The 24468-nt window shown below is 64.5% G+C and carries 25 protein-coding genes; 9 read left to right on the plus strand and 16 right to left on the minus strand.

The window, feature by feature from the left end:
* Positions 1–16: 16 nt before the first annotated feature.
* Together HZZ16_RS06145 and HZZ16_RS06150 are read right to left on the minus strand one after the other, a co-directional pair.
* Entirely contained in the window at positions 17–979 is a 963-nt protein-coding gene (locus tag HZZ16_RS06145) for a DnaJ C-terminal domain-containing protein (RefSeq protein WP_197947612.1), read from the minus strand.
* A 185-nt stretch (positions 980–1164) separates the two neighbouring features.
* Positions 1165–1572, minus strand: coding sequence for an RT0821/Lpp0805 family surface protein (locus tag HZZ16_RS06150; protein ID WP_197947613.1), 408 nt, complete (start codon positions 1570–1572; stop codon positions 1165–1167).
* Between the two features lie 113 nt (positions 1573–1685).
* Here HZZ16_RS06150 and pdxH point away from each other — a divergent pair, with 113 nt between their 5' ends.
* Together pdxH and HZZ16_RS06160 are read left to right on the plus strand one after the other, a co-directional pair.
* Complete coding sequence (gene pdxH, locus HZZ16_RS06155; RefSeq protein WP_197947614.1) at positions 1686–2327, plus strand: pyridoxamine 5'-phosphate oxidase; 642 nt, start codon at positions 1686–1688, stop codon at positions 2325–2327.
* A gap of 26 nt (positions 2328–2353) precedes the next feature.
* Positions 2354–3106, plus strand: a complete 753-nt coding sequence (locus HZZ16_RS06160; protein ID WP_197947615.1) for an SDR family NAD(P)-dependent oxidoreductase — start codon at positions 2354–2356, stop codon at positions 3104–3106.
* 215 nt (positions 3107–3321) lie between these two features.
* Here HZZ16_RS06160 and HZZ16_RS06165 read toward each other — a convergent pair whose 3' ends face one another.
* The gene (locus HZZ16_RS06165) at positions 3322–3540 is read right to left on the minus strand and encodes a hypothetical protein (protein WP_035696491.1); all 219 of its coding nucleotides are present in this window, start codon (positions 3538–3540) and stop codon (positions 3322–3324) included.
* Between the two features lie 205 nt (positions 3541–3745).
* Complete coding sequence (locus HZZ16_RS06170; protein WP_197947616.1) at positions 3746–4723, minus strand: magnesium transporter CorA family protein; 978 nt, start codon at positions 4721–4723, stop codon at positions 3746–3748.
* 339 nt (positions 4724–5062) lie between these two features.
* On the opposite strand from HZZ16_RS06170, the gene HZZ16_RS06175 reads away from it, so the two are divergent.
* Entirely contained in the window at positions 5063–5740 is a 678-nt protein-coding gene (locus tag HZZ16_RS06175; RefSeq protein ID WP_197947617.1) for a L,D-transpeptidase, read from the plus strand.
* A gap of 34 nt (positions 5741–5774) precedes the next feature.
* Here the strand turns inward: HZZ16_RS06175 and HZZ16_RS06180 are convergent, their stop codons facing one another.
* The gene (locus HZZ16_RS06180; RefSeq protein WP_197947618.1) at positions 5775–6872 is read right to left on the minus strand and encodes an extensin family protein; all 1098 of its coding nucleotides are present in this window, start codon (positions 6870–6872) and stop codon (positions 5775–5777) included.
* Between the two features lie 65 nt (positions 6873–6937).
* Between HZZ16_RS06180 and HZZ16_RS06185 the strand changes: the two genes are divergently transcribed.
* Together HZZ16_RS06185 and HZZ16_RS06190 are read left to right on the plus strand one after the other, a co-directional pair.
* Positions 6938–8566, plus strand: a complete 1629-nt coding sequence (locus tag HZZ16_RS06185) for a fatty-acid--CoA ligase (protein ID WP_197947619.1) — start codon at positions 6938–6940, stop codon at positions 8564–8566.
* 294 nt (positions 8567–8860) lie between these two features.
* Positions 8861–9715, plus strand: coding sequence for a DUF1499 domain-containing protein (locus HZZ16_RS06190; RefSeq protein WP_197947620.1), 855 nt, complete (start codon positions 8861–8863; stop codon positions 9713–9715).
* A 104-nt stretch (positions 9716–9819) separates the two neighbouring features.
* Here the strand turns inward: HZZ16_RS06190 and HZZ16_RS06195 are convergent, their stop codons facing one another.
* From HZZ16_RS06195 to HZZ16_RS06210, 4 genes are all read right to left on the minus strand, one after another.
* Positions 9820–10737, minus strand: a complete 918-nt coding sequence (locus HZZ16_RS06195; RefSeq protein WP_197947621.1) for an MBL fold metallo-hydrolase — start codon at positions 10735–10737, stop codon at positions 9820–9822.
* Between the two features lie 169 nt (positions 10738–10906).
* On the minus strand, positions 10907–12121 hold the full coding sequence (locus HZZ16_RS06200; RefSeq protein WP_197947622.1) for an acyl-CoA dehydrogenase: 1215 nt from the start codon (positions 12119–12121) through the stop codon (positions 10907–10909).
* A 148-nt stretch (positions 12122–12269) separates the two neighbouring features.
* Entirely contained in the window at positions 12270–13346 is a 1077-nt protein-coding gene (gene ribB / locus HZZ16_RS06205) for a 3,4-dihydroxy-2-butanone-4-phosphate synthase (RefSeq protein ID WP_197947623.1), read from the minus strand.
* A gap of 188 nt (positions 13347–13534) precedes the next feature.
* Entirely contained in the window at positions 13535–15265 is a 1731-nt protein-coding gene (locus HZZ16_RS06210) for a cation:proton antiporter (RefSeq protein ID WP_197947624.1), read from the minus strand.
* 67 nt (positions 15266–15332) lie between these two features.
* Here HZZ16_RS06210 and HZZ16_RS06215 point away from each other — a divergent pair, with 67 nt between their 5' ends.
* On the plus strand, positions 15333–15860 hold the full coding sequence (locus HZZ16_RS06215; protein WP_197947625.1) for a DUF3124 domain-containing protein: 528 nt from the start codon (positions 15333–15335) through the stop codon (positions 15858–15860).
* Positions 15861–15945: 85 nt separating this feature from the next.
* Positions 15946–17178, plus strand: coding sequence for an aminotransferase-like domain-containing protein (locus HZZ16_RS06220; protein ID WP_197947626.1), 1233 nt, complete (start codon positions 15946–15948; stop codon positions 17176–17178).
* 18 nt (positions 17179–17196) lie between these two features.
* On the opposite strand, the gene HZZ16_RS06225 is transcribed toward HZZ16_RS06220, so the two are convergent.
* On the minus strand, positions 17197–17469 hold the full coding sequence (locus tag HZZ16_RS06225; protein ID WP_197947627.1) for a helix-turn-helix domain-containing protein: 273 nt from the start codon (positions 17467–17469) through the stop codon (positions 17197–17199).
* Between the two features lie 159 nt (positions 17470–17628).
* Between HZZ16_RS06225 and HZZ16_RS06230 the strand changes: the two genes are divergently transcribed.
* Positions 17629–18081, plus strand: a complete 453-nt coding sequence (locus tag HZZ16_RS06230) for a hypothetical protein (RefSeq protein ID WP_197947628.1) — start codon at positions 17629–17631, stop codon at positions 18079–18081.
* 212 nt (positions 18082–18293) lie between these two features.
* Here the strand turns inward: HZZ16_RS06230 and HZZ16_RS06235 are convergent, their stop codons facing one another.
* The 5 genes from HZZ16_RS06235 to HZZ16_RS06255 form a co-directional block, all read right to left on the minus strand.
* Positions 18294–19112, minus strand: coding sequence for an aldo/keto reductase (locus HZZ16_RS06235; RefSeq protein WP_197947629.1), 819 nt, complete (start codon positions 19110–19112; stop codon positions 18294–18296).
* A gap of 143 nt (positions 19113–19255) precedes the next feature.
* A complete protein-coding gene (locus tag HZZ16_RS06240) occupies positions 19256–20821 on the minus strand; it encodes an alkaline phosphatase D family protein (RefSeq protein WP_197947630.1) in 1566 nt (521 codons plus the stop codon).
* 112 nt (positions 20822–20933) lie between these two features.
* The gene (locus HZZ16_RS06245) at positions 20934–21353 is read right to left on the minus strand and encodes a hypothetical protein (RefSeq protein ID WP_197947631.1); all 420 of its coding nucleotides are present in this window, start codon (positions 21351–21353) and stop codon (positions 20934–20936) included.
* 108 nt (positions 21354–21461) lie between these two features.
* Positions 21462–22463 (minus strand): NAD(P)H-dependent flavin oxidoreductase, encoded by a 1002-nt coding sequence (locus HZZ16_RS06250; RefSeq protein WP_197947632.1) that lies wholly within the window; start codon positions 22461–22463, stop codon positions 21462–21464.
* 62 nt (positions 22464–22525) lie between these two features.
* Positions 22526–23263, minus strand: a complete 738-nt coding sequence (locus HZZ16_RS06255) for an SDR family oxidoreductase (RefSeq protein ID WP_197947633.1) — start codon at positions 23261–23263, stop codon at positions 22526–22528.
* A gap of 174 nt (positions 23264–23437) precedes the next feature.
* On the opposite strand from HZZ16_RS06255, the gene HZZ16_RS06260 reads away from it, so the two are divergent.
* Positions 23438–23902 carry a winged helix-turn-helix transcriptional regulator gene (locus tag HZZ16_RS06260; RefSeq protein WP_197947634.1) on the plus strand — a complete coding sequence of 155 codons (465 nt, stop codon included), beginning with the start codon at positions 23438–23440 and terminating at the stop codon, positions 23900–23902.
* A gap of 61 nt (positions 23903–23963) precedes the next feature.
* On the opposite strand, the gene HZZ16_RS06265 is transcribed toward HZZ16_RS06260, so the two are convergent.
* Complete coding sequence (locus HZZ16_RS06265) at positions 23964–24338, minus strand: PRC-barrel domain-containing protein (protein WP_197947635.1); 375 nt, start codon at positions 24336–24338, stop codon at positions 23964–23966.
* Positions 24339–24468: the final 130 nt, after the last annotated feature.

Genomic DNA, 24468 nt, shown 5'->3' on the forward strand with positions numbered 1-24468 from the left:
GGGTCGGGATCATGCTTTAGCCAAGCCCGCTACGTGGATTGTAGGGGTGTTGGTCCCGCCACTTCTCCATCAATGCTTCAAGCTCGGCGTCGTTCCCGTCCGGTAGCATAATCCTGATGATGACGAAGAGATCCCCGGTCCCGCCGGCTTTCGGCAGGCCCTTGCCCTTGAGGCGGAAGGTCCGGCCGCTGGAGGTGTTCTTGGGGACCGAGAGTTCCACGGCATTGCCGAGGGTGGGCACGCGGACCTTGCCGCCGAGCACCGCCTCGTAGAGCGTGACCGGCAGGTCGATCCTGAGGTCGGAGCCCTCGACCTTGAAGAACGGGTGCGGCGCGATGTTGATGGTGATCAGGAGATCGCCGGGCGGATGGCCCTGCGCGCTTTCCCCCTGCCCCCGCAGCCTGATCTGCTGGCCCTCGGTGACCCCGGCCGGAATCTTGACGTTGAGCTCCTTGCCCGTCGGCAGCCGGACACGCTTCTCGCCGCCCTTGACCGCCTCTTCCAGCGAGACGCTCATGGCGACGTTGACGTCGAGATCGAGCCCGATACCGCCGGTGTCGAACTCGAACTGGGCACCGCCGCCGGCTCCGGGCCGCGCGCCGCGCATCCCGCCGCCGAACATGCTGTTGAGGATGTCCTCGAACGCGCCGCCGCCCGGGCCGCCCGCACCGCCGCTTCGGAACGTATAGCTTTCGAACCCGCCAGGGCCCGCGCGGCCGCGAGGACCGCCGCCGCCCGGAAAACCCTGGAAGCGCGGCTTGCCCTCGGCGTCGATCTCGCCGCGGTCAAACTGCTTGCGCTTGTCCTCGTCGCCGAGGATCTCGTTGGCCGAGTTGATCTCGGCGAAGCGTTCGGCCGCCTTCGGATCACCCTTGTTGCTGTCCGGATGGTGCTTCTTAGCCAGCTTGCGATAGGCGCTCTTGATCGCGGCAGCGCTGGCGCTCCGCGGCACCCCCAAGACCTCATAGGGGTCGCGCATTCGTCACGTCTCCTTCAAGAAATCGAATTGTTCAAAGGGCTCCCCGCCCCACCTGCTGGTGATGTGGGAAGAGAGTGGCATTTTTGCAACTCGGAACGCGAGCTGAAGCTCAGTTTGGAGCATGGCCTTATCGGAAAACCGGTTCCCACTTTTCGCGAACGCGGCCCTTCGGGTCCGGATCAGGCTCAGCTCCGCCACGGCTTTAGCGTATGAATCTCCCAACGGCCACGGCTGCTTTGGCAACCGGCGCCCTGGAGCCAGCTTTCGGTATTGCCGTTGACGTAGCTCGCCAGGAAGTCGCGGCATTTGCGCCCGTCCTCGGCGGCGTAGGACTGGGCAATGGGCGTCACCGAGCCGCGCGCCCCGGTCTCCGGATTCTCCCAATGCTGGCTGGAATCCTTGTCGCCTTTGCTGAGGACGTCGGAGGCGGCGTTGCGGGTAAAGGCGAGATCGGTCTCCGTCGGGGGAGCGTCCTTCGCCGGCCGCGCGATCGAACCGGTGAGGTCGCTGTCCTCGGCCTTGGCATAGGCGCTGCCGTCGTTTCGGGAAAAGCTGCAGCCGCCGGCACCGAGCCCGATCAGAATCATCGTCATGACGAACCCGGACGGCCGGATCGCCGATAGGCCAACGCGTCCCCATGCCCTATATAGGGCGGTAGCGGACAACAACGCGTTTTGGGCCGCGGGACGCAACTCGGACTCCGGACATGACCGACACGACCTCGATGAAACACCAGACACCCTTAACATCCGGTGATTTCACCGCCGCCGACGAGCCATTTGCGTTGTTCGAGGCCTGGCTGAACGAAGCGGTCAAGAGCGAGCCGAACGATCCGAACGCCATGGCGCTCGCAACCGTCGATCCCGACGGGATGCCCGATGTGCGCATGGTGCTGATGAAGGGCTTCGATACCGACGGTTTCGTCTTCTACAGCCACATCGCCAGCCAGAAGGGCCGCGAACTCGCCGCAAATCCTAAGGCCGCGTTACTTTTTCACTGGAAGTCGCTGCGCCGTCAGGTTCGCATCCGCGGCAACGTGACGCCGGTGACGGACGCCGAGGCCGATGCCTATTTCGCGACGCGACCGAAGCAGGCCCAGATCGGCGCCTGGGCGAGCAAGCAATCGCAAGAGCTGGAGAGCCGGTTCGCGTTCGAGCAGGCCATCGCCAAGGTCGCGGCCAAATACGTCATCGGCGAAGTGCCGCGGCCGCCGGGCTGGAGCGGCTGGCGCATCACGCCGCTCCGCATCGAGTTCTGGCACGACCGCCCGTTCCGCCTGCACGACCGCATCGAATTTCGCCGTGACGCGGCCGGCCAACCGTGGTCCAAGACGCGGATGTATCCGTAAGCTTTGGGCCGACCTGAAAGATGTCCATGCCGCATTCGTCCAATGCGCCGCGCCGTACGCTGCTCCTGACCGGAGCCAGCCGCGGCATCGGCCACGCCACCGTGATCCGTTTCTCCTCGGCGGGCTGGCGCGTCATCACCTGCTCGCGGCACGCTTTCCCCGAGGACTGCCCCTGGGACGCCGGGCCGGAGGACCATATCCAGGTCGACCTCGGCGATCCCCAGGACACCGCGCGCGCGATCTCGGAGATCCGCAACCGGCTCGAGGGCGGCACGCTTCATGCGCTGGTCAACAACGCCGCGATCTCGCCGAAGGGCCCGGGCGGCTCCCGGCTGGGCTCGGTCGACACCGACCTCGACACCTGGACCCACGTCTTCCATGTCAATTTCTTCGCGCCGATCATGATGGCGCGCGGGCTGATCGAGGAATTGAAGGCGGCCAAGGGGTCGGTCGTGAACGTCACCTCGATCGCGGGCTCGCGCGTGCACCCCTTCGCAGGCGCCGCCTATGCCACCTCGAAGGCGGCGCTCGCCGCGCTGACGCGCGAGATGGCCTCCGACTTCGGCCGCATCGGCGTGCGCGTCAACGCGATTGCCCCGGGCGAGATCGACACCTCGATCCTGTCGCCGGGCACCGAGAAGATCGTCGAGCAGCAGATCCCGATGCACCGCCTCGGCACGCCCGACGAGGTGGCAAAGATCATCTACGTGCTGTGCACGGACACCAGCTCATACGTCAACGGCGCCGAGATCCACATCAACGGCGGCCAGCACGTATAGGCTCTCTCTTCTCGTCATTGCGAGCCAACGGGTCCGCGCGAAGCGCGGCCCGATGACAGGCTCCGCGAAGCAATCCAGACTGCCTCCACGGAGACAGTCTGGATTGCTTCGTCGCTTCGCTCCTCGCAATGACGAATTGGAGACAAGTGATGACGGAAGCAAGGCGATCCAGACAACGCCGCCGCAAGACCTGGATCGCCCTTACCTTCCGTTCCTCAATCGAGTCGAATCCGACGTGACCGCTCGCGCGGCCGCGGAGCGGCCGTGCTGAATGCAGTCGAGCAGTCGTCGTCGTTCTCACCATCGAGCAGCGGAGCACCACAGTGCCGGCACATGCGTGCCGACATCGACGGCGCCTTGCCGCTCGCCAGGACCTGACGGTAGTTCGCCAGATCGATGACGTTGCGGGGCGACGTTATGTGTTTCTCAACCATGGCTGTTCCTCGCGGCTACGCCCTGCTTATCGCAGACAAGTTTCGCGCAAACGTTCAGCCCACCGCTCAAATTTTACCGGAGGAATTGCGGCGTGACACGGACATCACCGCGTCGCCGCAATGCCGATCTATTCTGCGACACGATTCATCGTGTCTGTGCGAGCGGCGTAAGGTCTCGGTAGGTATCTTTGCTCGCGCACGGTTCCTACAGCCACTTCTTGAACTTGAAGATCCAGTACGGGACGATGGCGGCGATCAGCATCATCACCAGCGCCATCGGATAGCCGTGCACCCATTCGAGTTCCGGCATCACCTTGAAGTTCATGCCGTAGACCGAGGCGATCAGCGTCGGCGGCATCAAGACGACGGCCATCACCGAGAACAACTTGATGATGTTGTTCTGCTCGAGATTGACCACGCCGAGCATGGCGTCGAGCACGAAGGTGATCTTGCTGGAGAGATAGGAGGCGTGATCGGTCAGTGAGGCGACGTCGCGCTGCATGGTCTTGAGCTGCTCGCGCATGTCCTTCGACCACTTCACGCCCTCGACCACCGCGGAGAGGAACGTCACGACACGGCCGATCGAGACCAGGCTCTCGCGAACCTTCGAGGTCAAATCGCCCTTGCGGCCGATCGAGATCAGGATTTGGGAATATCGCTTGGCGTGGCCGTGGCGCTCGCTCTCCGGCTCGAAGATCTCGTGGGAGACCTGGTCGATCTCGGCGCCGCAGCGCTCCAGAATGTCGGCGCAGCGGTCGATCACGGCGTCCAGGAGCTCCATCAGCACCATCTCGCCGGTGATCGACGGGGTGCAGGAGCGGGCGAGCTTGGCCTCGACTAGCGCGAAGGGCTTGGGCAGGTCGTAGCGGACCGTAACCAGGCGGTGGTCGCCAAGGATGAAGGTCACCGCCGTGGTCCGCGGCATGTCGGTATCGGAGTGGCACATCAGGGTCGCGGTCATGTAGCGCGCGCCGTTCTCCATATAGAGCCGGCTGGAGATCTCGATCTCCTGCATGTCTTCCCGGGTCGGGATGGCGATACCCGCCAGCCGCTCCACGGCTTTGTCCTCAGCAGCCGAGGGGTTGACGAGGTCGATCCACACTGCGTTCTCCGGCAGTGCTGTGAGATCCTCGATAACCGCCTTCTTGAGGGAGGTCTCGGAGGGAACGAACACCGAAAACATTAAAAGCTCCAGAGATCCTGCGACAGAACGACTGCCCTTAGCGCGATTCTGACAGGTTCACGATGACAACAACATTAACGGAGCGTTTGCATCTGCGGCCGACCCAAGGCTCAACTGTGGCGCCGAAGGAACAGTTTGGCGCGTCGCACCACAAAAACCCTCATAACACCGCCAAATTTGCGGCAGAAAAGCCACAGCTGGGGCCTTGCAGCGCGGGAAAACGGCTTCAGCGCTGGAATTGTGGCAGATTTCAACGATAATGGGCTTAACGGAGTCGAGGAACTTGGGCGCTAAGCTCAGGCCCCTTCCGCACGGTATTGTTTTGATTGGAACCAAACCATGTCGTCGCTGAAAGTTAAGTTTGGGATTTTGGCCGCCGGCCTGATGCTGTCGGGCTGCATGCAGGCCACTCATTATGAGGCGACCGACACCAAGGCCTTCAAGCCGAAGGACAAGGAGCTCCTCGCCAAGGTCAGGTACGAGAACACCCCGGTCGCCGAGCCGTTCCGCCGCGCCATCGTCCAGTACCACCGTAAGGAAGCGCCTGGCTCGATCGTGGTCGATTCCGACAATCATTACCTCTATTACGTGCTGGATGGCGGCAAGGCGATCCGCTACGGCATCACCGTCGGTGAAGAAGCGATGGCCTGGTCGGGCATCGCCAAGGTGGGCAGCAAGACCGAGTGGCCGGCCTGGCACCCCACCCCCAGCGAAATTTCGCGTTTGGGCGTGCCGACCTATGTCGCGCCTGGTCCAGACAATCCGATGGGCTCCCGGGCGCTGTACCTGTATTCGGGTGGCAAGGACACGCTGTTCCGCATCCACGGCACCAACCAGCCGGAATATATCGGCGCCTCGATCTCGTCCGGCTGTATCCGCCTGACCAATGAGGACGCGATCGATCTCTATGACCGCGTCAAGGTCGGCACCCTCGTCGTGGTGCTCGAGCCGAAGCACGGCGATTCGCCCTACAATTCGCGCCTTGCGCTCCAGGGCGGCGGCTCCAGTTCATTCTAAGCAGGCCTGCCCGAGGCTTTTCAAAGCGCCGGTTTCACCGGCGCTTTTTTGTTGCCGCTTTGTGCGGCTGGGCTTTGTTGCTATCCGTCGCCGGCTTGTCCGCTGGATGCTCCGGACGTGTCTCCGCCCCTCCGTCGTCGGCGCTCTCCTTTGCCTCGGGTTTGGCCGCGACCTCGCGCGGCGGTGCCTCCTCGGGACGTTCCGCCGGCAGCAGCGGAGCGACCTGTGGCAGCGGATCCCACACGTTCCACTGGCAGATCCGGTAGTCGTTGCGCCGCTGGGCCAGATCGAGATGGATGTGGTCCTCGTGGTACCAGTCCGAGCCCGGGCCGAGCACGGTGGAAAAGCGTGCGCAGACCGAGTGCAGCACGCGCTCGCGCAGCTCGCGCGAAGTGGTACGGTCGGTGAGACCAATCGACTGCCCATTGGCGAGCTTGATGGCGCGGATGTCGATGGCATTGGCCTTGCCATGCTCGGACAGCATCGCGCCTGCGACGCGATTGCGGCCGCGGCACTCGAAGGAATCGAAATTATCGAGTTCGCCAATGGGCGAGCCGAGGCCCGCGGCCAGCGGCACCATGTCGTTGCGCAGCCAATCGGCGAGCGCGGACGCCATGGTGCAGCGAAGGATCGCCGCCGGCTTCACCGTCACCTTGCGCTTGTCCGGCAGCACGATGGCTTCCAGCCGCACCAGATCCTCGCCGCCACAGGCACCGGGCCCGCGGATATCCGGGATCGAGGGCGCGATCGCGATGTCCTCGGTCAGCGCGAGCCGGCAGGCTGAGGCCTGCTTCTGGGGTGGCGCAGCCTCGACCGGCTTGTCGGCGGTCGGCTGGTCGGCAGACGGCTTACCCTCCGTTTCGGGCGGAGCTTCGTCGGTCGCCTTTTCTTGCACCTTTGGGGCCTCTGCGGGCCGCGCTCTCGGCAGCGGGATCCTGGCGGCGCGAGCCGCCGCCCGCGGCCGTGGTGTGCCCAGGTTGAAGAGATCGAGTGGCGCAGGATGTTTCCGCGCCTCTGCCGTCTCCGCAGACACGAGCACCAGCCCGAGCGCGACGGTAACCATTGCCGTGCCGGCGGACATATAGCCGCGACAAGACCATTTGCGGCGAAACTCCGGCAGGCTAAAACTCATGTCAATTCTTTGGCCCAACGCTGAGAGCGACAATGCGCCCAGCGACTTCTCGGAGGAACGTCGGAATGCTTGGTTTGATGCAAGATTGGCCCCTGCTCTGCCACCGGATCATCGAACACGCCGCCAGGATTCATGGCAAGCAGGAGGTGGTCACACGCTCGGTCGAGGGACCGATCCATCGCACCAACTACGCCGAGATCCACCAGCGCGCGCTCAAGGTCTCGCAGATGCTGGAGCGCGACGGCATCAAGCTCGGGGACCGTGTTGCAACGATCGCCTGGAACACCTGGCGTCATCTGGAGGTCTGGTACGGCATCATGGGGATCGGCGCCATCTGCCATACCGTCAATCCCCGCCTTTTCCCCGAACAGATCGCCTGGATCGTCAATCATGCGCAGGATCGCGTCGTGATGACCGATCTCACCTTCATTCCGATCCTGGAGAAGATCGCGGACAAGCTGCCCAGCGTGGAGCGCTACATCGTGCTCACCGACAAGGCTCACATGCCGGAGACCACGCTGAAAAACGCGGTCGCCTACGAGGACTGGATTGCGCAGGCCGACGGCAAATTCAAATGGAAGGACTTTGACGAGAACACGGCGGCGGCGATGTGCTACACCTCCGGCACGACCGGTGATCCCAAGGGTGTGCTGTATTCGCATCGCTCCAACGTGCTGCACGCGCTGATGGCCAACAACGTCGACGCGCTCGGCACCAGTGCGTCCGAGACAATGCTGCCGGTCGTTCCGCTGTTCCATGCCAACAGCTGGGGCATCGCCTTCTCCGCTCCGTCGCAGGGCACCAAGCTGGTGATGCCGGGCGCCAAGCTCGATGGCGCCTCGGTCTATGAGCTGCTCTCGACCGAAAAGGTGACGCACACCGCCGGCGTGCCGACGGTGTGGCTGATGCTGCTCCAGCACATGGCCGCCAACAATCTCAAGCTGCCGGAGCTGAAGATGGTGATCTGCGGCGGCTCGGCGATGCCGCGCTCGATGATCAAGGCCTTCCTCGACATGGGCTCGAACGTCCGCCACGCCTGGGGCATGACCGAGATGAGCCCGATCGGCAGCGTCGCGGCCCTGAAGCCGCCGTTCCAGAATGCGACCGGCGAGGCCAGGCTCGACGTGCTGCAGATGCAGGGTTATGCCCCGTTCGGCGTTCAGATGAAGATCACCGACGATGCCGGCAAGGAGCTGCCCTGGGACGGCAAGACCTTCGGTCGCCTCAAGGTCTCCGGGCCCGCCGTCGCCAAGGCCTATTACCGCGTCGACAGCAACATCCTCGACGAGGACGGCTTCTTCGACACCGGCGACGTCTCGACCATCGACGAGGACGGCTATATGCGGATCACCGACCGCTCCAAGGACGTGATCAAGTCCGGCGGCGAGTGGATCTCCTCGATCGACCTCGAAAACCTCGCGGTCGGCCACCCCGCCGTGGCGGAAGCCGCCGTGATCGGCGTGTTCCACCCCAAATGGGACGAGCGGCCGCTTTTGATCGTGCAGCTCAAGCAGGGCCAGCAGGCCACGCGCGAGGACATCCTGAAGTTCATGGAGGGCAAGATCGCCAAATGGTGGATGCCCGACGACGTCGCTTTCGTCGACGGCATTCCGCATACGGCCACCGGCAAGATCCTGAAGACGGCGCTGCGCGACCAGTTTAGGGATTATCGCTTCCCGAACGCGGCGGCGTAGAGACGTTGGTGCCCACCCTCCCCTGGAGGGGTCCGGGACAAGCATAGCTCGCCCGTGGGTTGGCTCACATAGAGCGCAGCGACATGTGAGACGGGGTGGGGTGACGGTATCTCCTCATCCAACAGTGCCCGAGTGGCTAGATCACCCCACCCCGCTCGCGCTGCGCGCGATCGACCCTCTCCCTCCAGGGGAGGGTGATCGACCCTTGAATTTGCCCCCGCGCCGTGGTCTCAACGGCCCATCGTCGCGCCGATCGGCCGGCACCGCGCTCAACATCCGGCAGAGCTTCACCCGATGGCCCGCAGGTTTTCCGCTCCTTACCAATCGGAGCCCGTGTCCAGCCTGGCGAGCTGGGCGCGCAATCTGGCCGTCTTCGCGGTAGTGGCGGTGGTGGTGTCGGTCATCATCGTCCGCTTCGATTTCCTGGAGCCGAAGCCGGCGCTTGCGACGTTCCTCGGCGGGCTCGCGATCGCCGGCCTCTCGATCCTGTTCGGGCTCGCCGGCTTTGCCGCAATCTGGCAGAACGGCTCGCGCGGCATGGCGCGCATCCTGCTCGCCTTCCTGATCGACGGGGCGATCCTTGCCTACCCCGCTTATCTCGCCTTTCAATATCGCAAGCTGCCGTCGATCTACGACATCACCACCGACCCGATCGATCCGCCGCGCTTCGATGCGCTGGCGCGCCTGCGCACCGGCGAGGGCACCAACACCGCGGTCTATGCCGGCCTCTATTCGGCGGAGCAGCAGCGCCACTTCTATCCCGAGATCGAGCCCGTCGAGCTCGAGATCTCGGCCGACCGCGCCTATGCGATCGCGCTCCAGCTCGTCCACAAGCGCAAATGGATCGTGATCGACGAGCGCGCACCGCAGCCGCCGCGTCGCATCGGCCGCATCGAGGCGGTGGCGCGCACGCCGATCATGGGTTTCCGCGAGGACGTTTCGATCAGGGTCGTGCCGGATGGCGATGATTCCCGCGTCGATATCCGCTCTGCGTCGCGCAATTTCGACAACGACCTCGGCAGCAATGCCGCGCGCGTCAAGAAATTCATCGACGACCTCAACACCGCCGCCGATGCCGACGCGCTCAAGCCGGTGAAGAAGACCCCGGTCGCACCGCCCAAGGCGCCGGCGAAGACGGTGAAGAAATGACGCGCTAGCGTCATCCCGGGGCGCCGCATGGCGGCGAACCCGGGATCTCGAGATTGTAGCGCGAGATTCCGGGTTCGCGCTAACGCGCGCCCCGGAATGACGAGCTAAGCCATCCGATAGGTCCCGCCGATCACGGGATCGCCATCCGTCGCCACCACGCCGCGGGCGACCAGCTCTTCCAAATGCGCCAGAACGGAATAGCCGGCCGCGGTGGTCAGGCGGGGATCGATACCGATATAGATCGCGCGGACCATGGTCGGGATGTCGGCCTCGCCCTTGGCGAGGCGGTGCAGGATCGAGGCCTCGCGCGCCTTGCGGTGCCGGATGAGGAAGCGCACGAAGCGCTGGCCCTCGGGAATCTCGGGGCCATGGCCCGAGAAATAGAGATCCTCCTCCCGGGCCGCGAGCCGATCGAGCGAATCCATGTAATCGATCATCGAGCCGTCCGGCGGCGCCACGATCGAGGTCGACCAGCCCATCACGTGATCGCCAACGAAGTTGAACTTCCGCTCCGGCCAGGCGAATGCCAGATGATTGGCCGTGTGGCCGGGCGTCGCCACGGTCTCGAGCCGCCAGCCGTCGCCTTCCACGACGTCGCCGTGTGCGAGATTGACGTCCGGCGCAAAATCGCGGTCGGCGCCGGATTCCGGATTGTGCTTCTCGCTCTCGAACCGCGGCCGCGAGGCGCGATGCGGGCCTTCGGCATAGACCGGCGCACCTGTCGCCTGCTTGATCCGCGCGGTGTTCGGCGAATGGTCGCGATGGGTGTGGGTGACGAAGATGTGCGTCACGGTCTCGCCGCGCACGGCATCGAGCAGCGCCGCCGCATGCGCCGCGTCATCCGGACCGGGATCGATGATCGCGACATTGCCCTTGCCGACGATGTAGCTGACCGTGCCCGTGAAGGTGAACGGGCTCGGATTGTTGCAGAGCACGCGCCGCACGCCGGGGCGAACCTCCTCGACGATGCCGGGCTGCAGCGGAAAGTTGCGGTTGAACGGGACGTCGTCGTTGTCGGACATCGGACTTCCTGTGCACTGCTGCCCCATCCCCGCCGTCATACTCCGCGAAGGCGGGGTATCCAGTACGCCGCGGCATCTGTGGCGAAGGCTAGGTCTCTGGAATACTGGATCGTCCGCCTGCGCGGACGATCCAGTGGAGCGAGACAATCGCCACGGTGCTCCGTGACGTTCAGAAAAACGCCTGAATACCCGTGATCGCGCGGCCCAGGATCAGGGCGTGGACGTCGTGGGTGCCCTCATAGGTGTTGACCGTCTCGAGGTTATGGACGTGGCGCATCACGTGATACTCGATCGAGATCCCGTTGCCGCCGTGCATGTCGCGGGCGGTGCGGGCGATGTCGAGCGCCTTGCCGCAATTGTTGCGCTTCATGATCGAGATCATCTCGGGCGCGAACTTGCCCTCGTCCATCAGGCGGCCGACGCGAAGCGAGCCCTGCAGGCCGAGCGCGATCTCGGTCTCCATGTCGGCGAGCTTCTTCTGCACCAGCTGGGTCGCGGCGAGCGGCTTGCCGAACTGCTTGCGGTCGAGTGTGTATTGACGGGCGCGGTGCATGCAGTCCTCGGCGGCGCCAAGCGCACCCCAGGAGATGCCGTAGCGGGCGCGGTTGAGGCAGCCGAACGGGCCCTTGAGGCCGGAGACGTTGGGCAGCAGGGCGTCCTCCGGGACCACGACGCCGTCCATCACGACCTCACCGGTGATGGAGGCGCGAAGCGAGAGCTTGCCGCCGATCTTGGGCGCGGACAGGCCCTTCATGCCCTTCTCCAGGACGAAGCCGCGGATCTGGTTGTCGTGGGCGGCCGACTTGGCCCAGACCACGAAGACGTCGGCGATCGGCGCGTTCGAGATCCACATCTTGCTGCCGGTGAGGCGATAGCCGTCCGACACCTTCTCGGCGCGGGTCTTCATGCCGGCCGGATCTGAGCCGGCATCGGGCTCGGTCAGGCCGAAGCAGCCGACCCACTCGCCGCTGGCGAGCTTGGGCAGGTACTTCTTGCGCTGGTTCTCGTCGCCATAGGCGTAGATCGGGTACATCACCAGCGATGACTGCACCGAGTTCATCGAGCGGTAGCCGGAATCGACCCGCTCGATCTCGCGCGCGACGAGGCCATAGGCGACGTAGCTCGCATTGGCGCAGCCATATTCCTCGGGCAGCGTGATGCCGATCAGGCCGAGTTCGCCCATCTCGTTGAAGATCTCGCGATCGGTCTTCTCCTCGAGATAGGCCTTGGAGACGCGCGGCAGCAGCTTGTCCTGCGCATAGGCGCGGGCGGTGTCGCGCACCATGCGCTCGTCTTCGGTGAGCTGCTCGTCGAGCAGGAACGGATCGTCCCACTGGAAAGAAGCCGCAGCCGGCTCGTCCTTGGCCTGAGGGCGCACGCTCATGAAACGTCCTTTCGCGTCTGGTTCCGTCGATAATTGCCCGACAAAGTAAAGCGCCGCGGCAACAAGTTCAATTGCATCCTGGCTTCGGTCGTTCCGGGGTGGCGCGACGCGTGGCGCTTTCAGCGCCACCCCGGAATGACAATGCGTGTCAGCTTTCGAGCTGCTCGTTGGCGACGATCTCGATGCCGAAGCCCGATAGGCCCTTGTAGTCGTGCACCGACGAGGTGAGATGCCGGATCGAAGTCACGCCGAGGTCGCGCAGGATCTGCGCGCCGACGCCGACCTCGCGCCACTGACGGTTGCGGTCGGCCTCCGTCGACGTCTCGTCCGGCAGCGGCGAAACGGGCACGCCGGCCGCGCCGTCGCGCAGGTAGACCAGCACGCCACGGCCGGTCTTCTTGAAATGCTCGAGCACGACGGCCATGCGCTTGTGGCCGGTGAAGGTGTCCTTGACGATGTTCGGCTTGTGGAAGCGCGTCAGCACGTTCTTGCCGTCGCCGACCCCGTTGTAGACGAAGGCGACGTGAGCGATGGAATCGAACGGTGAGCGGTAGGCGTAGCCCTGCAAGGGGCCGATCGGGCTGTCGGTGACGAAGGTCGAGACCCGCTCGATCAGCTTCTCGCGCGCCTGGCGGTAGGCGATCATGTCCGCGATGGTGACGTGCTTGAGCTTGTGCCTGACCGCGAACTGCGCGACCTGCTCGCCCTTCATCACGCTGCCGTCGTCGTTCATAAGCTCGCTGATGACGCCGACCGGCGGCAGGCCGGAAAGCTTGCAGAGGTCGACCGCGGCCTCGGTATGGCCGGAGCGCAGCAGCACGCCGCCATCCTTGGCGATCAGCGGGAAGATGTGGCCGGGCCGGGCGAAGTCGTTGGCGCCCACGTTGGGATTGGCGAGCGCACGGCAGCACGAGGCGCGCTCCTCTGCGGAGATCCCGGTGCCGCCGTCGGGCTTGTAGTCGATCGAGACCGTGAATGCGGTGGTGTGCGCGGAATCGTTGTGGGCGACCATCGGATCGAGCCGCAACCGGCGCGCGTCCTCGGTCGTCACGGGCGCGCAGACGATGCCGGAGGTATGGCGGATGATGAAGGCCATCTTCTCGGCGGTACACAGCGAGGCGGCGACGATCAGATCGCCCTCGCCCTCGCGGTCCTCGTCGTCGGTGACGACCACGAGCTCACCCCGGGCAAAGGCCTGCAAGACTTCCTGAACGCTATCGGGCATTTCCCAATCTCTATCGGTTATGGCCGGGAGGCTTAGCCGGACTTGGGTCGGGGCGCTAGTCTCCCCAGCGCAACCACATATGCCAGCGGGCGGGCCTGCCGATGGGTTTCAGGCTTGCACCGGGCATACCAGCGATATAGGCGCAGATTGCCCGCAAGGAAGGCGGCAAGGAAGGCGGCCCGTGGCTGTCAGGGCAGCACCTCGCGGCGCTCGCCGAGGCGCTGATCGAGCTCGGCGCGCTTGTCCGCGAGCAGGCCGGCCTGGGCGGCTTCGATCACGGTAAACAGCTCATGTGCATCGCTGAGCCGGGTCACGGTGACGTAGCTGGCGCCGGCCTCGTAAAGCGCGCCGACGTCGGCCAACAGGTCGGCCGTGGCAACGATCAGGGCCGTCGGATTGAGCGCGCGGACGTGGCGGACCAGCTTCTCGTTGGTGGCGCCCTTCAGCAGCGAATCCGGCACGCTGAGGATGATCATCTCGGACTTGCCGATGCCGGCGTGGATCAGCGTGTCGACACTGCTGATGTCGCCATAGATCACGTGCAAGCCGCGCGAAAGCAGGGTCTTGTACACATTAGGGTTGAAATCGACCACGGTGATCTGCTCGAGCAGCACCGGCGTCTGCCGTTCGATCTCGGCCAAAAGCGCGCTCGCCGCACGGAAAAAGCCGAGGATGACGATCCGGCGGGCCTCGCCATGGCCGCCGTCGTGGCCCTCCTCGGCATGGCCGTTGCCATGGTCGAGATCGCGCAGGCCGATCCGCTTCAGAGGGCCGATCGCCCAACGCGTGATTTCGTCGCTGCGGGTCATCACGAAGGTCGAGAGCACCGCCAGCACCACGAAGGCGAAGGAGGCGGCATTCGCCGTCTCGGCTGCGATGTGGTGGTCGGTGACGCCGGTCTGGATCACCACCAGCGAGAACTCGGAGATCTGCGCGAGATTGAGCGCCGGCAACAGACTGGCGCGCAGGCCCTGCTTCATCAGATAGAGCGGGGTGAACGTCGTAACGAGGCGGCTTGCCACCGTGAATGCCGCGATCATCAAGGCGAGGCTGATCACCGAGAGGCCGGGCACGGGAATGGTCATGCCGAGCGCGACGAAGAACAGCGTGATGAAGAAGTCCCGCAGCGTGGTGACCTTGGCGGTCACGTCGAGCGCGTAAGGGAAGGTCGAGAGCGAGACGCCGGCGATCAGCGCGCCCATTTCGCGCGACAGCGACAGCCGCTCGGCCGTCTCGGCGACGAGAAAGCACCAGGCGAGCGCGCCGAGCAGGATCAGCTCTGGCCGCCGAGCGATCTGGTGGAACAGGCGCGGCAGCACGTAACGGCTGACCAGCAACGCGGCGGCGACCAGCACCGCGACGCGGCCGATCGAGAGCAGGATGACGCTGACCTGCAGATTGGCGAGACTCGGCTGCACCGCCAGGAACAGGATGGCGAAGATATCCTGGAGCACCAGCACGCCGAGCGTGATGCGGCCCGGCAGCGTGTCGAGCTCGCGTTTCTCGTAGAGCACCTTGACGATGATGACCGTGCTCGACAGCGCGCAGGCGACGCAGAGATAGACCGCATCGAAATGCCCGCCGCCGAGCGACAGGCCGATGCCGACGAAGAACAGAACCCCGAGCAGACAGCCGCCGAGCAGCTGGCTGCCCGCCGCGAATAGGATCACCCGCCCGGCCCGCACGATCTTCTTCAGGTCGATCTCCAGCCCGATCATGAACAGCATGAAGATCAGGCCAAGCTCGGAGATGACGCTGATCGATTCCTGCGAATGGACCCAGCCGGCGCCGAATGGACCTATGCAGAAGCCGGCGATAAGGTAGGCCAGGATCAGCGGTTGCCGGGAGAAATGGGCGAGCAGGCCCAGCATCCAGGCAAACAGGATAGAGAGAGTGATGTCGCGAATGAGCTCGTGCATGCCAAATTGGTCCGTTTTGCCGCACCCTAGAGATGGGTTGCGGTGCGGCAAGCGAGCAATTCGTCACATGCGGAATGGGCTCATCGCAGCCATGCTGCTAGGTCCCCTCGCCTTTGCCGTGCCCGCCGCCGCGCAATCCAAAGTCAATATCGAACAAAACTTCGCCGATTCGCTCACCGCGCTGCCGAAGGAGGACCTCGCCGTTTCCGGCGGTTTCTACGTGCCGGCCTATTCCAGCGTCGCGATGAGCCAGGGCAAGCTGCGTGTCGACTTCTCAGTGACGCTGAGCGTACACAACGCCTCCGAGACCCTGCCGCTGGTCATCAAACGCATCGCCTATTTCGACACCGCAGGCAAGCAGGTCGAGAGCTATCTGAAGGCGCCGGTGGCGTTGAGGCCGCTCGCCACCGTCTCGATCTTCATTCCGACCGATGACGTGCGCGGCGGGACCGGCGCCAATTTCCTGGTCGACTGGGCCGCCACGGGCGAGATCGCCGAGCCCGTGATCGAAGCCTTGATGGTTGGCGGCATCGCCAACGCACATTACGCTTTCATCAGCCAAGGCCGTCCGACAAGGTCGGCCAAAAAGAACTAAGGCCGTCCGACCAGGACGGCCGGCAAGAAGTAAGGCGGCCGGTGCAAAGCCGGCGCTCAACAAGAACAAAACGAGGAACGCTCCCATGACGTCCAGCTTCGATTTCGCGCCCCTGTTTCCAGCAGGGCTGCCGGCCCCGTCTGCGCGCTGGACGGGACTTGCCAAATACAGCTTCGTCGGCGGCAACAACGATTCCGAACAGGTGCCGCTCGATGAGCTGATCGAAGCGGCTAACACGGTGCTGCGGCGCGAGGGGCGCTCGCTCGCCACCTATGGGCTGGCGCATGGACCGCAGGGCTACCTGCCCTTGCGAGAATTCCTGGTGACCAAACTCAAGCGCGATGCCGGTATCACCTGCACGGTCGACGACCTCCTGATCGTCTCCGGCTCGTTGCAGGCACTCGACCTCGTCAATGCAACGCTGCTGGCTCGCGGCGACACCGTGATCTTCGAGCAGGAGAGCTATCAGGGCTCCCTGACACGGCTGGCGCGGCTTGGCGTCAATGTCGTCGGCATTCCCCTCGACAAGGACGGCATGCGCATGGACCTGCTGGCCGCCACGCTGGCCGACCTGAAGCGCCGCGGCATCAGGCCGAAATACATCTACACCATCCCAACGGTGCAGAACCCGACCGGCAGCATCATGCCCGAGAGCCGCCGCACCGAGCTGGTGCGGCTTGCGACCGAATATGGCGTGCCGATCTTCGAGGACGATTGCTATGCCGACCTGGTCTGGTCCGGGCAGCGGCCGCCCGCGATCTACGCGATGAGCGAGAGCGGCGGCGTGATCCATATCGGTTCGTTTTCCAAGTCGATCGCGCCGGCGCTGCGCGTCGGCTTCGTCGTGGCGCCCTGGGAAGTGATGTCGCGGATGCTGGCGCTGAAGACGGATGCGGGCTCCGGTGCGCTGGAGCAGATGGTGCTCGCCACCTATTGCAAGCCGCATTTTTCAGCCCACGTGCCGGCCCTGACCAAGGCCCTGCGCAGCAAGCTAGACACGCTGATGGAAGCCCTGAACGAGCAGTTCGGGACGGCAGCGGAATTCGAGGAGCCCAAGGGCGGCATCTTCCTCTGGGTGAAGCTGCCCGACCAGGTCGATACGCTAAAGCTGTATCAGGCCGCGCTCGCCGCCGGCGTCTCGATCAATCCGGGGCCGGAATGGTCGACCAACAAGGGCCATTCCGCCTCGCGGCTGCGGCTGTGCTTTGCCAGCCCCACGCACCAGCAGATCCGCGACGGCGTCGCCGTGCTGGCCGAAGTCTGCCGCAAGGAGTTCGGCCTGCCCGCCCGCAGCGCCAATGTGGAGAAGCGAGCCTGAGGCCCGTCGAGCGTCTCCTCAGGCCGCCTGTGGCTGACTGCCGTGAATCGCGGACGCCAGCCGCAGCAACAGGACGATGGAGACGTTGCCCTTGCCGGCCTCGATCTGGGCGATGTAGCGCTCGGAAATCCCCGAACGGCGGGCGAGCTCACGGCGCGACAGGTCGCAGCGCATGCGGGAGGACCGCAAGCGATCGCCCAGCTCGCTCAAAAACGCGGCCTCGGAATAAGGCGGTACGGCACAGCTCCCCGGCAGCACTTCGCCCGCAAGATCCATGACTTGATTCAGCATTGCTCTATCCACGTTCGCCTTCGGGAAATGCCATCTTACCTTCGAAACGTCCGGCCTCATTGACGCGGATCAAATTCGCGAGCGATCGGCAGCTGCCGTGGCAGGGTCGCGCGCGAGATGCTAGAGTTTGGAATTGTTCGAGGCGGGGTTTTTCAGGACATGATGCGTTGTTCGGGCCGCTGGATCGCGGCTGCCGTGCTGTGGGTTGCGTTCACCTCCACGGCCGGTGCCGAGACGCTGGCCGTGACCGTTGAGCAATGGGGCCTGCTCGGCTCGTGGGCGGTCGATTGCTCGGCCCGGCCCGACCGCGACCAGGGTGCGCGCTTGTCGTACGAAATCCCGCAAGACGGCCGGGTGATGTACCGGCGCAATTTCGGCGAGGCCCGGGACGAGAACGAAGTGGTGTCCGCCACGGTCAATGCCGAGGGCCTGCTCAATGTGATGGTGTACTTCCCCTCGCTGCACCAGGCGCGTGAATTCGGGCTGCTATTGCAGAAGGACGGCAGCCTGCGCGCGATCTACAATCGCAGCGAGCGCGGCGAGTACACGATCAGGAACGGCAAATACGTCGCCACCGGTGCACCGACGCCCGCGCAGCAGCGCTGCGATTAGCACGCCTTCGCAAATGGCCCCTCACGGGGCCATTTCTATTGTGTTCTTTTCCTTCTCCCCTTGTGGGAGAAGGTGGCGCGAAGCGCCGGATGAGGGGTATCTCTCCACAAACTCACCAGAGTCATACGTGGAGAGATACCCCTCACCCGTCTCGCCGCTTCGCGGCGAGCCACCCTCTCCCACAGGGGGAGAGGGTAAACAGCCGCAGCCTGCTAATCCCATGCCGGCGCGAAGCCGGGATTGACGCAGCGTCTGTCCTTGGCCAGTGCGGCGATTTTGTTGCGGTCGGCATCGTCGAGCGTGATCTTCAGCGCGTCGAGATTGGCCTGTTGGCTCTCGCGACGCGAGGTCTTCGGGATCGCGGCGACGCCGTCCTGGTCGAGCAGCCATTTCAACGCGACCTGCGCCGCGGTGGCATTGTGCCTGGCGCCGATGTCGGCCAGCACCGGATCGGTCGCGAAACGCCCTTGCGCCAGCGGACAATAGGCAACCAGCGGGATCGACCTCGCCTGGAGATAGGCCAGCACCTTCGATTGATCGAGCATGGCGTGATATTCGACCTGGTTGCAGGCGATCGGCGCCTTGATCTCGTCGACCGCCACCTTGAGCAGCGCGGTGGTGAAATTGGCAACGCCGATGGCGCGCGTGCGCCCCTCCTCCTTGAGCTTCATCAGGGTCTCGAACACCGCGCCCCAGTTCGCGGCCTTCGACGGCCAATGCACGAGATAGAGGTCGACATGGTCGAGCCGGAGCTTCTTGAGGCTGGCGTCGAAAGCGTGGCGAATCGCATCGGGGCTGAGGTTCTCGTGCCAGACTTTCGTCGTGACGTGCAGCTCGGCGCGCGGCACGCCCGACGCGGCGATGGCCGCACCGATCGCCTCCTCGTTGGCGTACATCTCGGCCGTATCGATGTGGCGATAGCCGATGGAAAGCGCGCTCTCGACCGCGGCACGGCAGACATCGCCCTGCATGCGGAAGGTGCCGAGGCCGAGCTTGGGCATGCTGATGCCCTGTGTCTTCAGATGGTCCATGAAACGCTCCTGAGCAATCCAGCCCACCGGATGCGCGCGGCGACGCCGCGTGAGCAGACTTTTCGGTGATGGAAAAGAAGTGGCGGGAACCCCCACCCTAGCGCGGGAGGAGCGCGTCCGCCAATCAAGATCGGGTTAGCAGCCTAGGAATGCTGCGCCACCACCGCGGGATGCACCTGCGGCTGCGGCACGATGTCGACCGACCAGAGGTCGCGATTGTCGACGTCCTTCAGGGTCACCGTCATCACACCGCTGCGGCCGTCGATGTCGACTCGCCCGAAGAATTGCAAGCCAAAGCACGGCGCCAGATTGTCGCCTTGTGCGGCGTTGCAGCCGTGCTGGTACATCGCAACCGGGCCGAACGTATCGTCGAGCTCGCCCGGTCCCCAGCTGCCGGCATGCAGCGGGCCGGAGACGAACTCCCAGAACGGCTCGAAGTCCTGGAATTGCGCCTTGTTCGGATCGTAATAGTGCGCGGCGGTGTAGTGCATGTCGGCGGTGAGCCAGACGATGTTGCGGATGCCGGCACGCCTGATGGAGGAGAGCAGATCGGCGATCTCGTGCTCGCGCCGGTCGGGCGGCCCATCACCAAGCGCGACGGCGTCCAGGCTGATCAGGCCGATCGGCAAATCGGCCGCGATCACCTTCCAGGTGGCGCGCGAAGCGGCGAGCTCGCGCTTTAGCCAGGCGAGCTGCTCGGCGCCCAGGATCCAGCCGCGGTGATCATCGCCCTTGTTCCAGCTCTCGTCGCGGTAGCTGCGCATGTCGATCATGAAGACATCCAGCAGCGGACCGTAGGCGATCTTGCGATAGACGCGGCCGTGCCGCGCGCCGATGTCGCGGATCGGCATGAAGTCGAAGAAGGCCCGGCGGGCGCGCGCGACCAGGCGCGGGGTGCCGTCGTCCTCGTAACCGGACTCGTCATAGGTCCCGATCGGAGACCAGTCGTTGGTCACCTCGTGATCGTCCCATTGCGCGAACATCGGCACCTGCGAGTGGAAGGCGCGGAAGTGCTCATCGAGGTGGTTGTATTTGTAATTGCCGCGGAACTGCGCCAGGGTGTGCGCCACCTCGGATTTCTCTTCGGTGACGATGTTGCGCCAGGTCTCGCCGTTCGGCAGCTTTTGCTCAGCCGGAATCGTGCAGTCCGCGTAGATGTGATCGCCGGAGTGGATGAAGAAATCCGGACGATTGTCGAGCATGGTGCGATAGCTGCGATAACCGCCGCGGGAGACGTCGATGCCCCAGCCCTGCCCCGCGGTGTCGCCGGACCATAGGAAAGAGATCGACTGGCGCGCTGCCGGCGCGGTGCGGAAATGGCCGATGCGGCTTTCGCCGACGAGACCGGTGGCGATGTCGTCGACGCGGACGCGGTAGAAGATGTCCTGCCCGGGCGGCAGATCCGCCAGCAGGAGTTTTGCAGTGAGATCGGCGTCGGGCAACGCATCGCCGGAAGTCGAGGCGATGATGGTCTTGAAGCTCTCGACGGTGGAGCATTCCACCTGCATTCGCGCGGGACGGTCGGCTCGCGCCCAAATCACGGCGGAGCCGCCGGAGATATCGCCGGACTGGATGCCGCCTGCGATCTGCGGCCGATCGGCGGCGCGGCTCAGGTGAGGCTTCGCAAGGGAGGCGATGGCGAGACTGGAGGCGGAGCGGACCAGGAACTGCCGCCGGGTCCATGCGCGCGAGGCGCGGAGCGTTGCCATTCAGGAGACCTTCGTCGAATCGCGACGGAAGGTGCCTGCGCTCCTTGACTCCCAGCTTACGGTTTCTTGACTCCGCGCCTACGGTTTTGCGACGCGCGGATGACGCCTGTGATCACCGCTTCCAATTGCAGATGCCGCCGGAACGGCATGGCCAGGTCTGGATGCGGGTGTCCATCGCCTGCGCATCGAGCGGATTGCCGCGGCGGTGCGCGAGCTTGGCACGGGCCGCGCCCCGCGGCTGGCTGCTCGCCGCATGCGCGCCCTTCGGCTCGGCCACGCGAACGCGTTCGGCGGCAACCTTCTTCGGCACGTCGACGGGCTCAACGCGCGCCTGCGCCTCGCTGCCGCCACGCGCTTCGAGTGCGACCGGTGCGAAGTGCGTCTCCGGCCCGAGACGTTTCGGCGACAGCACGGCCTTGGAGAGATCGAGGCCGAGATATTCGCCGGGCTTGTAGTCGTCGGCGTGCGCGACACCGGCCCCTGCGACCACGAGGGCAAAGGCAATTGCGAAGGGAACGCTTTTCAGGACCACGGACGCCTCCTGAAATCGATTTATGAAAGGGCAATTTACCCCTATCTAGGAGGCGCCGCAGGTAATTCCAGCGGTCAAATGCCGCCGTGGTTAAGAAGTTTGACGGTGTCAGGCGACCTTTCGCGCAGCGCCCGCCCCGTCCAGAAATCCCAGCAGGCGGCTGCGGATGATGGTTTCCGCCTCGCCCATGATGCGATCGATCAGCTCCTTGCAGGACGGGATGTCGTGGATCAGGCCTGCGACCATGCCGCAGCTCCAGGCGCCGGCGTCCATCTGGCCGTCCAGCATGATCTTGGGATAGACGCCCGCGACCTGGTCGTGGATGTCGTCGATCGTGAGCTTGGCCCCCTTCTCGCGCTCGATCTCCAGCAGCCGGTCGACATTGGCGTTCTTCAGGACGCGCTCGGTATTGCGCAACGCCCGCATGATCAGGCGCGTGTCGAGCTCGGTAGCCGCGACCAGCGCGTTCTTGACGTTCTGGTGCACCGGCGCTTCCTTGGTGGCGATGAAGCGCGTGCCCATGTTCATGCCCGCCGCGCCCAGCGAGAGCGCCGCGACCAGGCTGCGCCCATCGGCCATGCCGCCGGAGGCGACGAACGGGATCTTCAGCTCTTCCGCCGCACGCGGCAGCAGGATCATGTTGGGAATGTCGTCCTCGCCGGGATGGCCGCCGCACTCGAAGCCGTCGACGCTGACGGCGTCGCAGCCGATGCGCTCGGCCTTCAGCGAGTGGCGCACCGATGTGCATTTGTGGATGACCTTGATGCCGGCGGCGTTCAGTGCCGGCATGTAGGCTTCCGGGCTGCGGCCCGCGGTCTCCACCGCCTTGATGCCGCCCTCGACGATGGCCGCGATATATTCCGGATAAGGTGGCGCCGAGAAGGCCGGCAGGAAGGTGAGGTTGACGCCGAAGGGCTTGTCCGTCATGTCGCGGCAGCGCGCGATCTCCTTGGCGAGCAGCTCGGGCGTCTTCTGCGTGAGACCGGTGATGATGCCGAGCCCGCCGGCATTGGAGACGGCAGCGGCCAGCTCGGCGAAGCCGACGAAGTGCATGCCGCCCTGGATGATCGGGTGCTCGATGCCGAACAGTTCGGTGATCGCGGTCTTCACTGAAGATCCTCCCGGAATTTGCTTGATGTTGAGCTCAGTCTAGCCGGACTTTCGCGCCGCGGTCACCATTTCTCTCCGAAGGGACGGATCTCCATCTCGAAGGTCCAGGCGCTCTTCGGCTGCTGATAAAGCTGCCAATAGGCGTTCGCGACCGACGACGGCGGCATCAGGAGGTCGGGATTATCAAGCGCATTCGGGCCGAGCGCCTCGAGCCGGCGCTGGCGCACCCATTCGGTGTCGACGCCGGAATCGATGATGAGATGAGCGACGTGGATGTTCTTCGGCCCGAGCTCGCGCGCCATCGCCTGCGCCACCGCGCGCAGGCCGAACTTGGCGCTGGCAAAGGCGGCAAAGCCGCTGCCGCCGCGCAAGCTCGCGGTCGCACCCGTGAAGAAGATGTTGCCGCCGCCGCGCGGCAGCATCAGCCGCGCCGCCTCGCGGCCCGCAAGGAAGCCGGAATAGCAGGCCATCTCCCAGACCTTGCGAAATACGCGCTCGGTGGTGTCGAGGATCGGGAAATTGACGTTGGCGCCGACGTTGAAGATGCAGACTTCGAGCGGCGCATGCTTGTCGGCGTCGTTCAGGAAGGCGATGACCTCATCTTCCTTCCGCGCGTCGAGCGAGCGGGCGTGGATGTCACCACCGGCAGCTTCAATCTCTTCCACCAACGGCGCGAGCTTATCGCCATTGCGGCGACCGGCGAAAATCGAGAACCCTTCGGCGGCAAACTTCTTGGCAATCTCGGAGCCGATGAAGTCGCCGGCCCCGATGACGGCCGCAGTGGCGTTTCGCTTGGACAAGATCGCCTCCTCCGGTGAGCCGCACTGCGAGCGTGCGGCATTTAAGATGTCGGAGGCTATAGTTCAAAAATAGAACTGTCAAACTTGGCAGCGGTATGCTAGACTTCAGCAGAAATATCGCTGCCTGATCAACTTAGTTCCTTTTTCAGACTGACGCCTTGCAGGAACCACATCATGAAATGGGACACGCTGGAGGAAGAGCCTTGCTCGCTCGCGCGCACCGTCGCCGTGATCGGCGACCGCTGGACGCTGCTGATCCTGCGCGAGTGCTTCTTGCGGGTCCGGCGGTTCGAGGCGTTTCAGTCCTCGCTCCAGATCACACGCCATCTGCTCTCCGAGCGGCTGAAGAAGCTGGTGCGCTTCGGCATCCTGCGCCGCGTCCCCTATTCCGAGGCACCGAAGCGCTACGAATACATCCTCACCCAGAAGGGGCTCGACCTTTACCCGATCATCATGGCGATGGTGCATTGGGGCGACGCCCATATGGGCGACGAGCGCGGCCGCCCGCTGCTGCACGAGCACAAGAGCTGCGGCAAGCTGTTCGATCCCGTGATGGTGTGCTCGGAATGCGGCGAGGTGCTGCATGCCAAGCAGGTGCATGTGCATACGGGGCCCGGGCGGAAAGAAGCGGCGGGTTGAGCGAGGGCGGCGCGCCTCTCGCCACCGCCCTTGCGAGGAGCTCGCGACAAAATTGCGAAGCTCAAGCGAAGGGAACGCCGTAATAGGAGTTGATGCCACGGACGGCGGCGTCATCACTCCAGTTCCAGTCGGTCTTCTCACCGTATTTCGGCGCGCCTTCCAGATCCTTGGCGGTGATCGCAGTCACGTAACCGCCGAGTTCGGTGTCGTACTTCAGCGACTGCCAGGGCAACGGATAGTGATCATTGCCGAGGCCGAGAAAGCCGCCGAAACCAAGCACCGCATAAGAGACCTTGCCGCTGATCTTGTCGATCATGACCCGTTCGATTGAACCGATCTTGTTGCGATCGGCCCCATAGACCGCGGTTCCCTCGACCTTGTCGCTTCCGATCAGCCGGCCCATCTCGTTACGGTCCAGTTCAGCCTGATTGAGCATCATCGTTCTCCACTCAGCCATTTGTGAATCAAGCGAAAGGGGTGTGTGATCGTTCCGGCGCCTGTTCCGCAAATGCTTGGGAACATCACCACAAAGAACCGGTTCTCTGAGGCACCCGAGACCGCAACAG

This window comes from Bradyrhizobium glycinis (assembly GCF_016031655.1).
GTDB lineage: Bacteria > Pseudomonadota > Alphaproteobacteria > Rhizobiales > Xanthobacteraceae > Bradyrhizobium > Bradyrhizobium glycinis.

Bases quoted from the DNA above. Each gene is read 5' to 3' on its own strand.
- HZZ16_RS06220 (WP_197947626.1), top strand. From the start codon at position 15,946: ATGACGTCCAGCTTCGATTTCGCGCCCCTGTTTCCAGCAGGGCTGCCG.
- HZZ16_RS06175 (WP_197947617.1), top strand. From the start codon at position 5,063: ATGTCGTCGCTGAAAGTTAAGTTTGGGATTTTGGCCGCCGGCCTGATG.
- ribB (WP_197947623.1), bottom strand. From the start codon at position 13,346: ATGCCCGATAGCGTTCAGGAAGTCTTGCAGGCCTTTGCCCGGGGTGAG.
- HZZ16_RS06240 (WP_197947630.1), bottom strand. From the start codon at position 20,821: ATGGCAACGCTCCGCGCCTCGCGCGCATGGACCCGGCGGCAGTTCCTG.
- HZZ16_RS06160 (WP_197947615.1), top strand. From the start codon at position 2,354: ATGCCGCATTCGTCCAATGCGCCGCGCCGTACGCTGCTCCTGACCGGA.
- HZZ16_RS06225 (WP_197947627.1), bottom strand. From the start codon at position 17,469: ATGCTGAATCAAGTCATGGATCTTGCGGGCGAAGTGCTGCCGGGGAGC.
- HZZ16_RS06200 (WP_197947622.1), bottom strand. From the start codon at position 12,121: ATGAGCGTGCGCCCTCAGGCCAAGGACGAGCCGGCTGCGGCTTCTTTC.
- HZZ16_RS06170 (WP_197947616.1), bottom strand. From the start codon at position 4,723: ATGTTTTCGGTGTTCGTTCCCTCCGAGACCTCCCTCAAGAAGGCGGTT.
- HZZ16_RS06145 (WP_197947612.1), bottom strand. From the start codon at position 979: ATGCGCGACCCCTATGAGGTCTTGGGGGTGCCGCGGAGCGCCAGCGCT.
- HZZ16_RS06180 (WP_197947618.1), bottom strand. From the start codon at position 6,872: ATGAGTTTTAGCCTGCCGGAGTTTCGCCGCAAATGGTCTTGTCGCGGC.
- HZZ16_RS06165 (WP_035696491.1), bottom strand. From the start codon at position 3,540: ATGGTTGAGAAACACATAACGTCGCCCCGCAACGTCATCGATCTGGCG.
- HZZ16_RS06185 (WP_197947619.1), top strand. From the start codon at position 6,938: ATGCTTGGTTTGATGCAAGATTGGCCCCTGCTCTGCCACCGGATCATC.
- HZZ16_RS06230 (WP_197947628.1), top strand. From the start codon at position 17,629: ATGATGCGTTGTTCGGGCCGCTGGATCGCGGCTGCCGTGCTGTGGGTT.
- HZZ16_RS06260 (WP_197947634.1), top strand. From the start codon at position 23,438: ATGAAATGGGACACGCTGGAGGAAGAGCCTTGCTCGCTCGCGCGCACC.
- HZZ16_RS06195 (WP_197947621.1), bottom strand. From the start codon at position 10,737: ATGTCCGACAACGACGACGTCCCGTTCAACCGCAACTTTCCGCTGCAG.
- HZZ16_RS06190 (WP_197947620.1), top strand. From the start codon at position 8,861: ATGGCCCGCAGGTTTTCCGCTCCTTACCAATCGGAGCCCGTGTCCAGC.
- HZZ16_RS06210 (WP_197947624.1), bottom strand. From the start codon at position 15,265: ATGCACGAGCTCATTCGCGACATCACTCTCTCTATCCTGTTTGCCTGG.
- HZZ16_RS06265 (WP_197947635.1), bottom strand. From the start codon at position 24,338: ATGCTCAATCAGGCTGAACTGGACCGTAACGAGATGGGCCGGCTGATC.
- HZZ16_RS06235 (WP_197947629.1), bottom strand. From the start codon at position 19,112: ATGGACCATCTGAAGACACAGGGCATCAGCATGCCCAAGCTCGGCCTC.
- HZZ16_RS06215 (WP_197947625.1), top strand. From the start codon at position 15,333: ATGCGGAATGGGCTCATCGCAGCCATGCTGCTAGGTCCCCTCGCCTTT.
- HZZ16_RS06150 (WP_197947613.1), bottom strand. From the start codon at position 1,572: ATGACGATGATTCTGATCGGGCTCGGTGCCGGCGGCTGCAGCTTTTCC.
- pdxH (WP_197947614.1), top strand. From the start codon at position 1,686: ATGACCGACACGACCTCGATGAAACACCAGACACCCTTAACATCCGGT.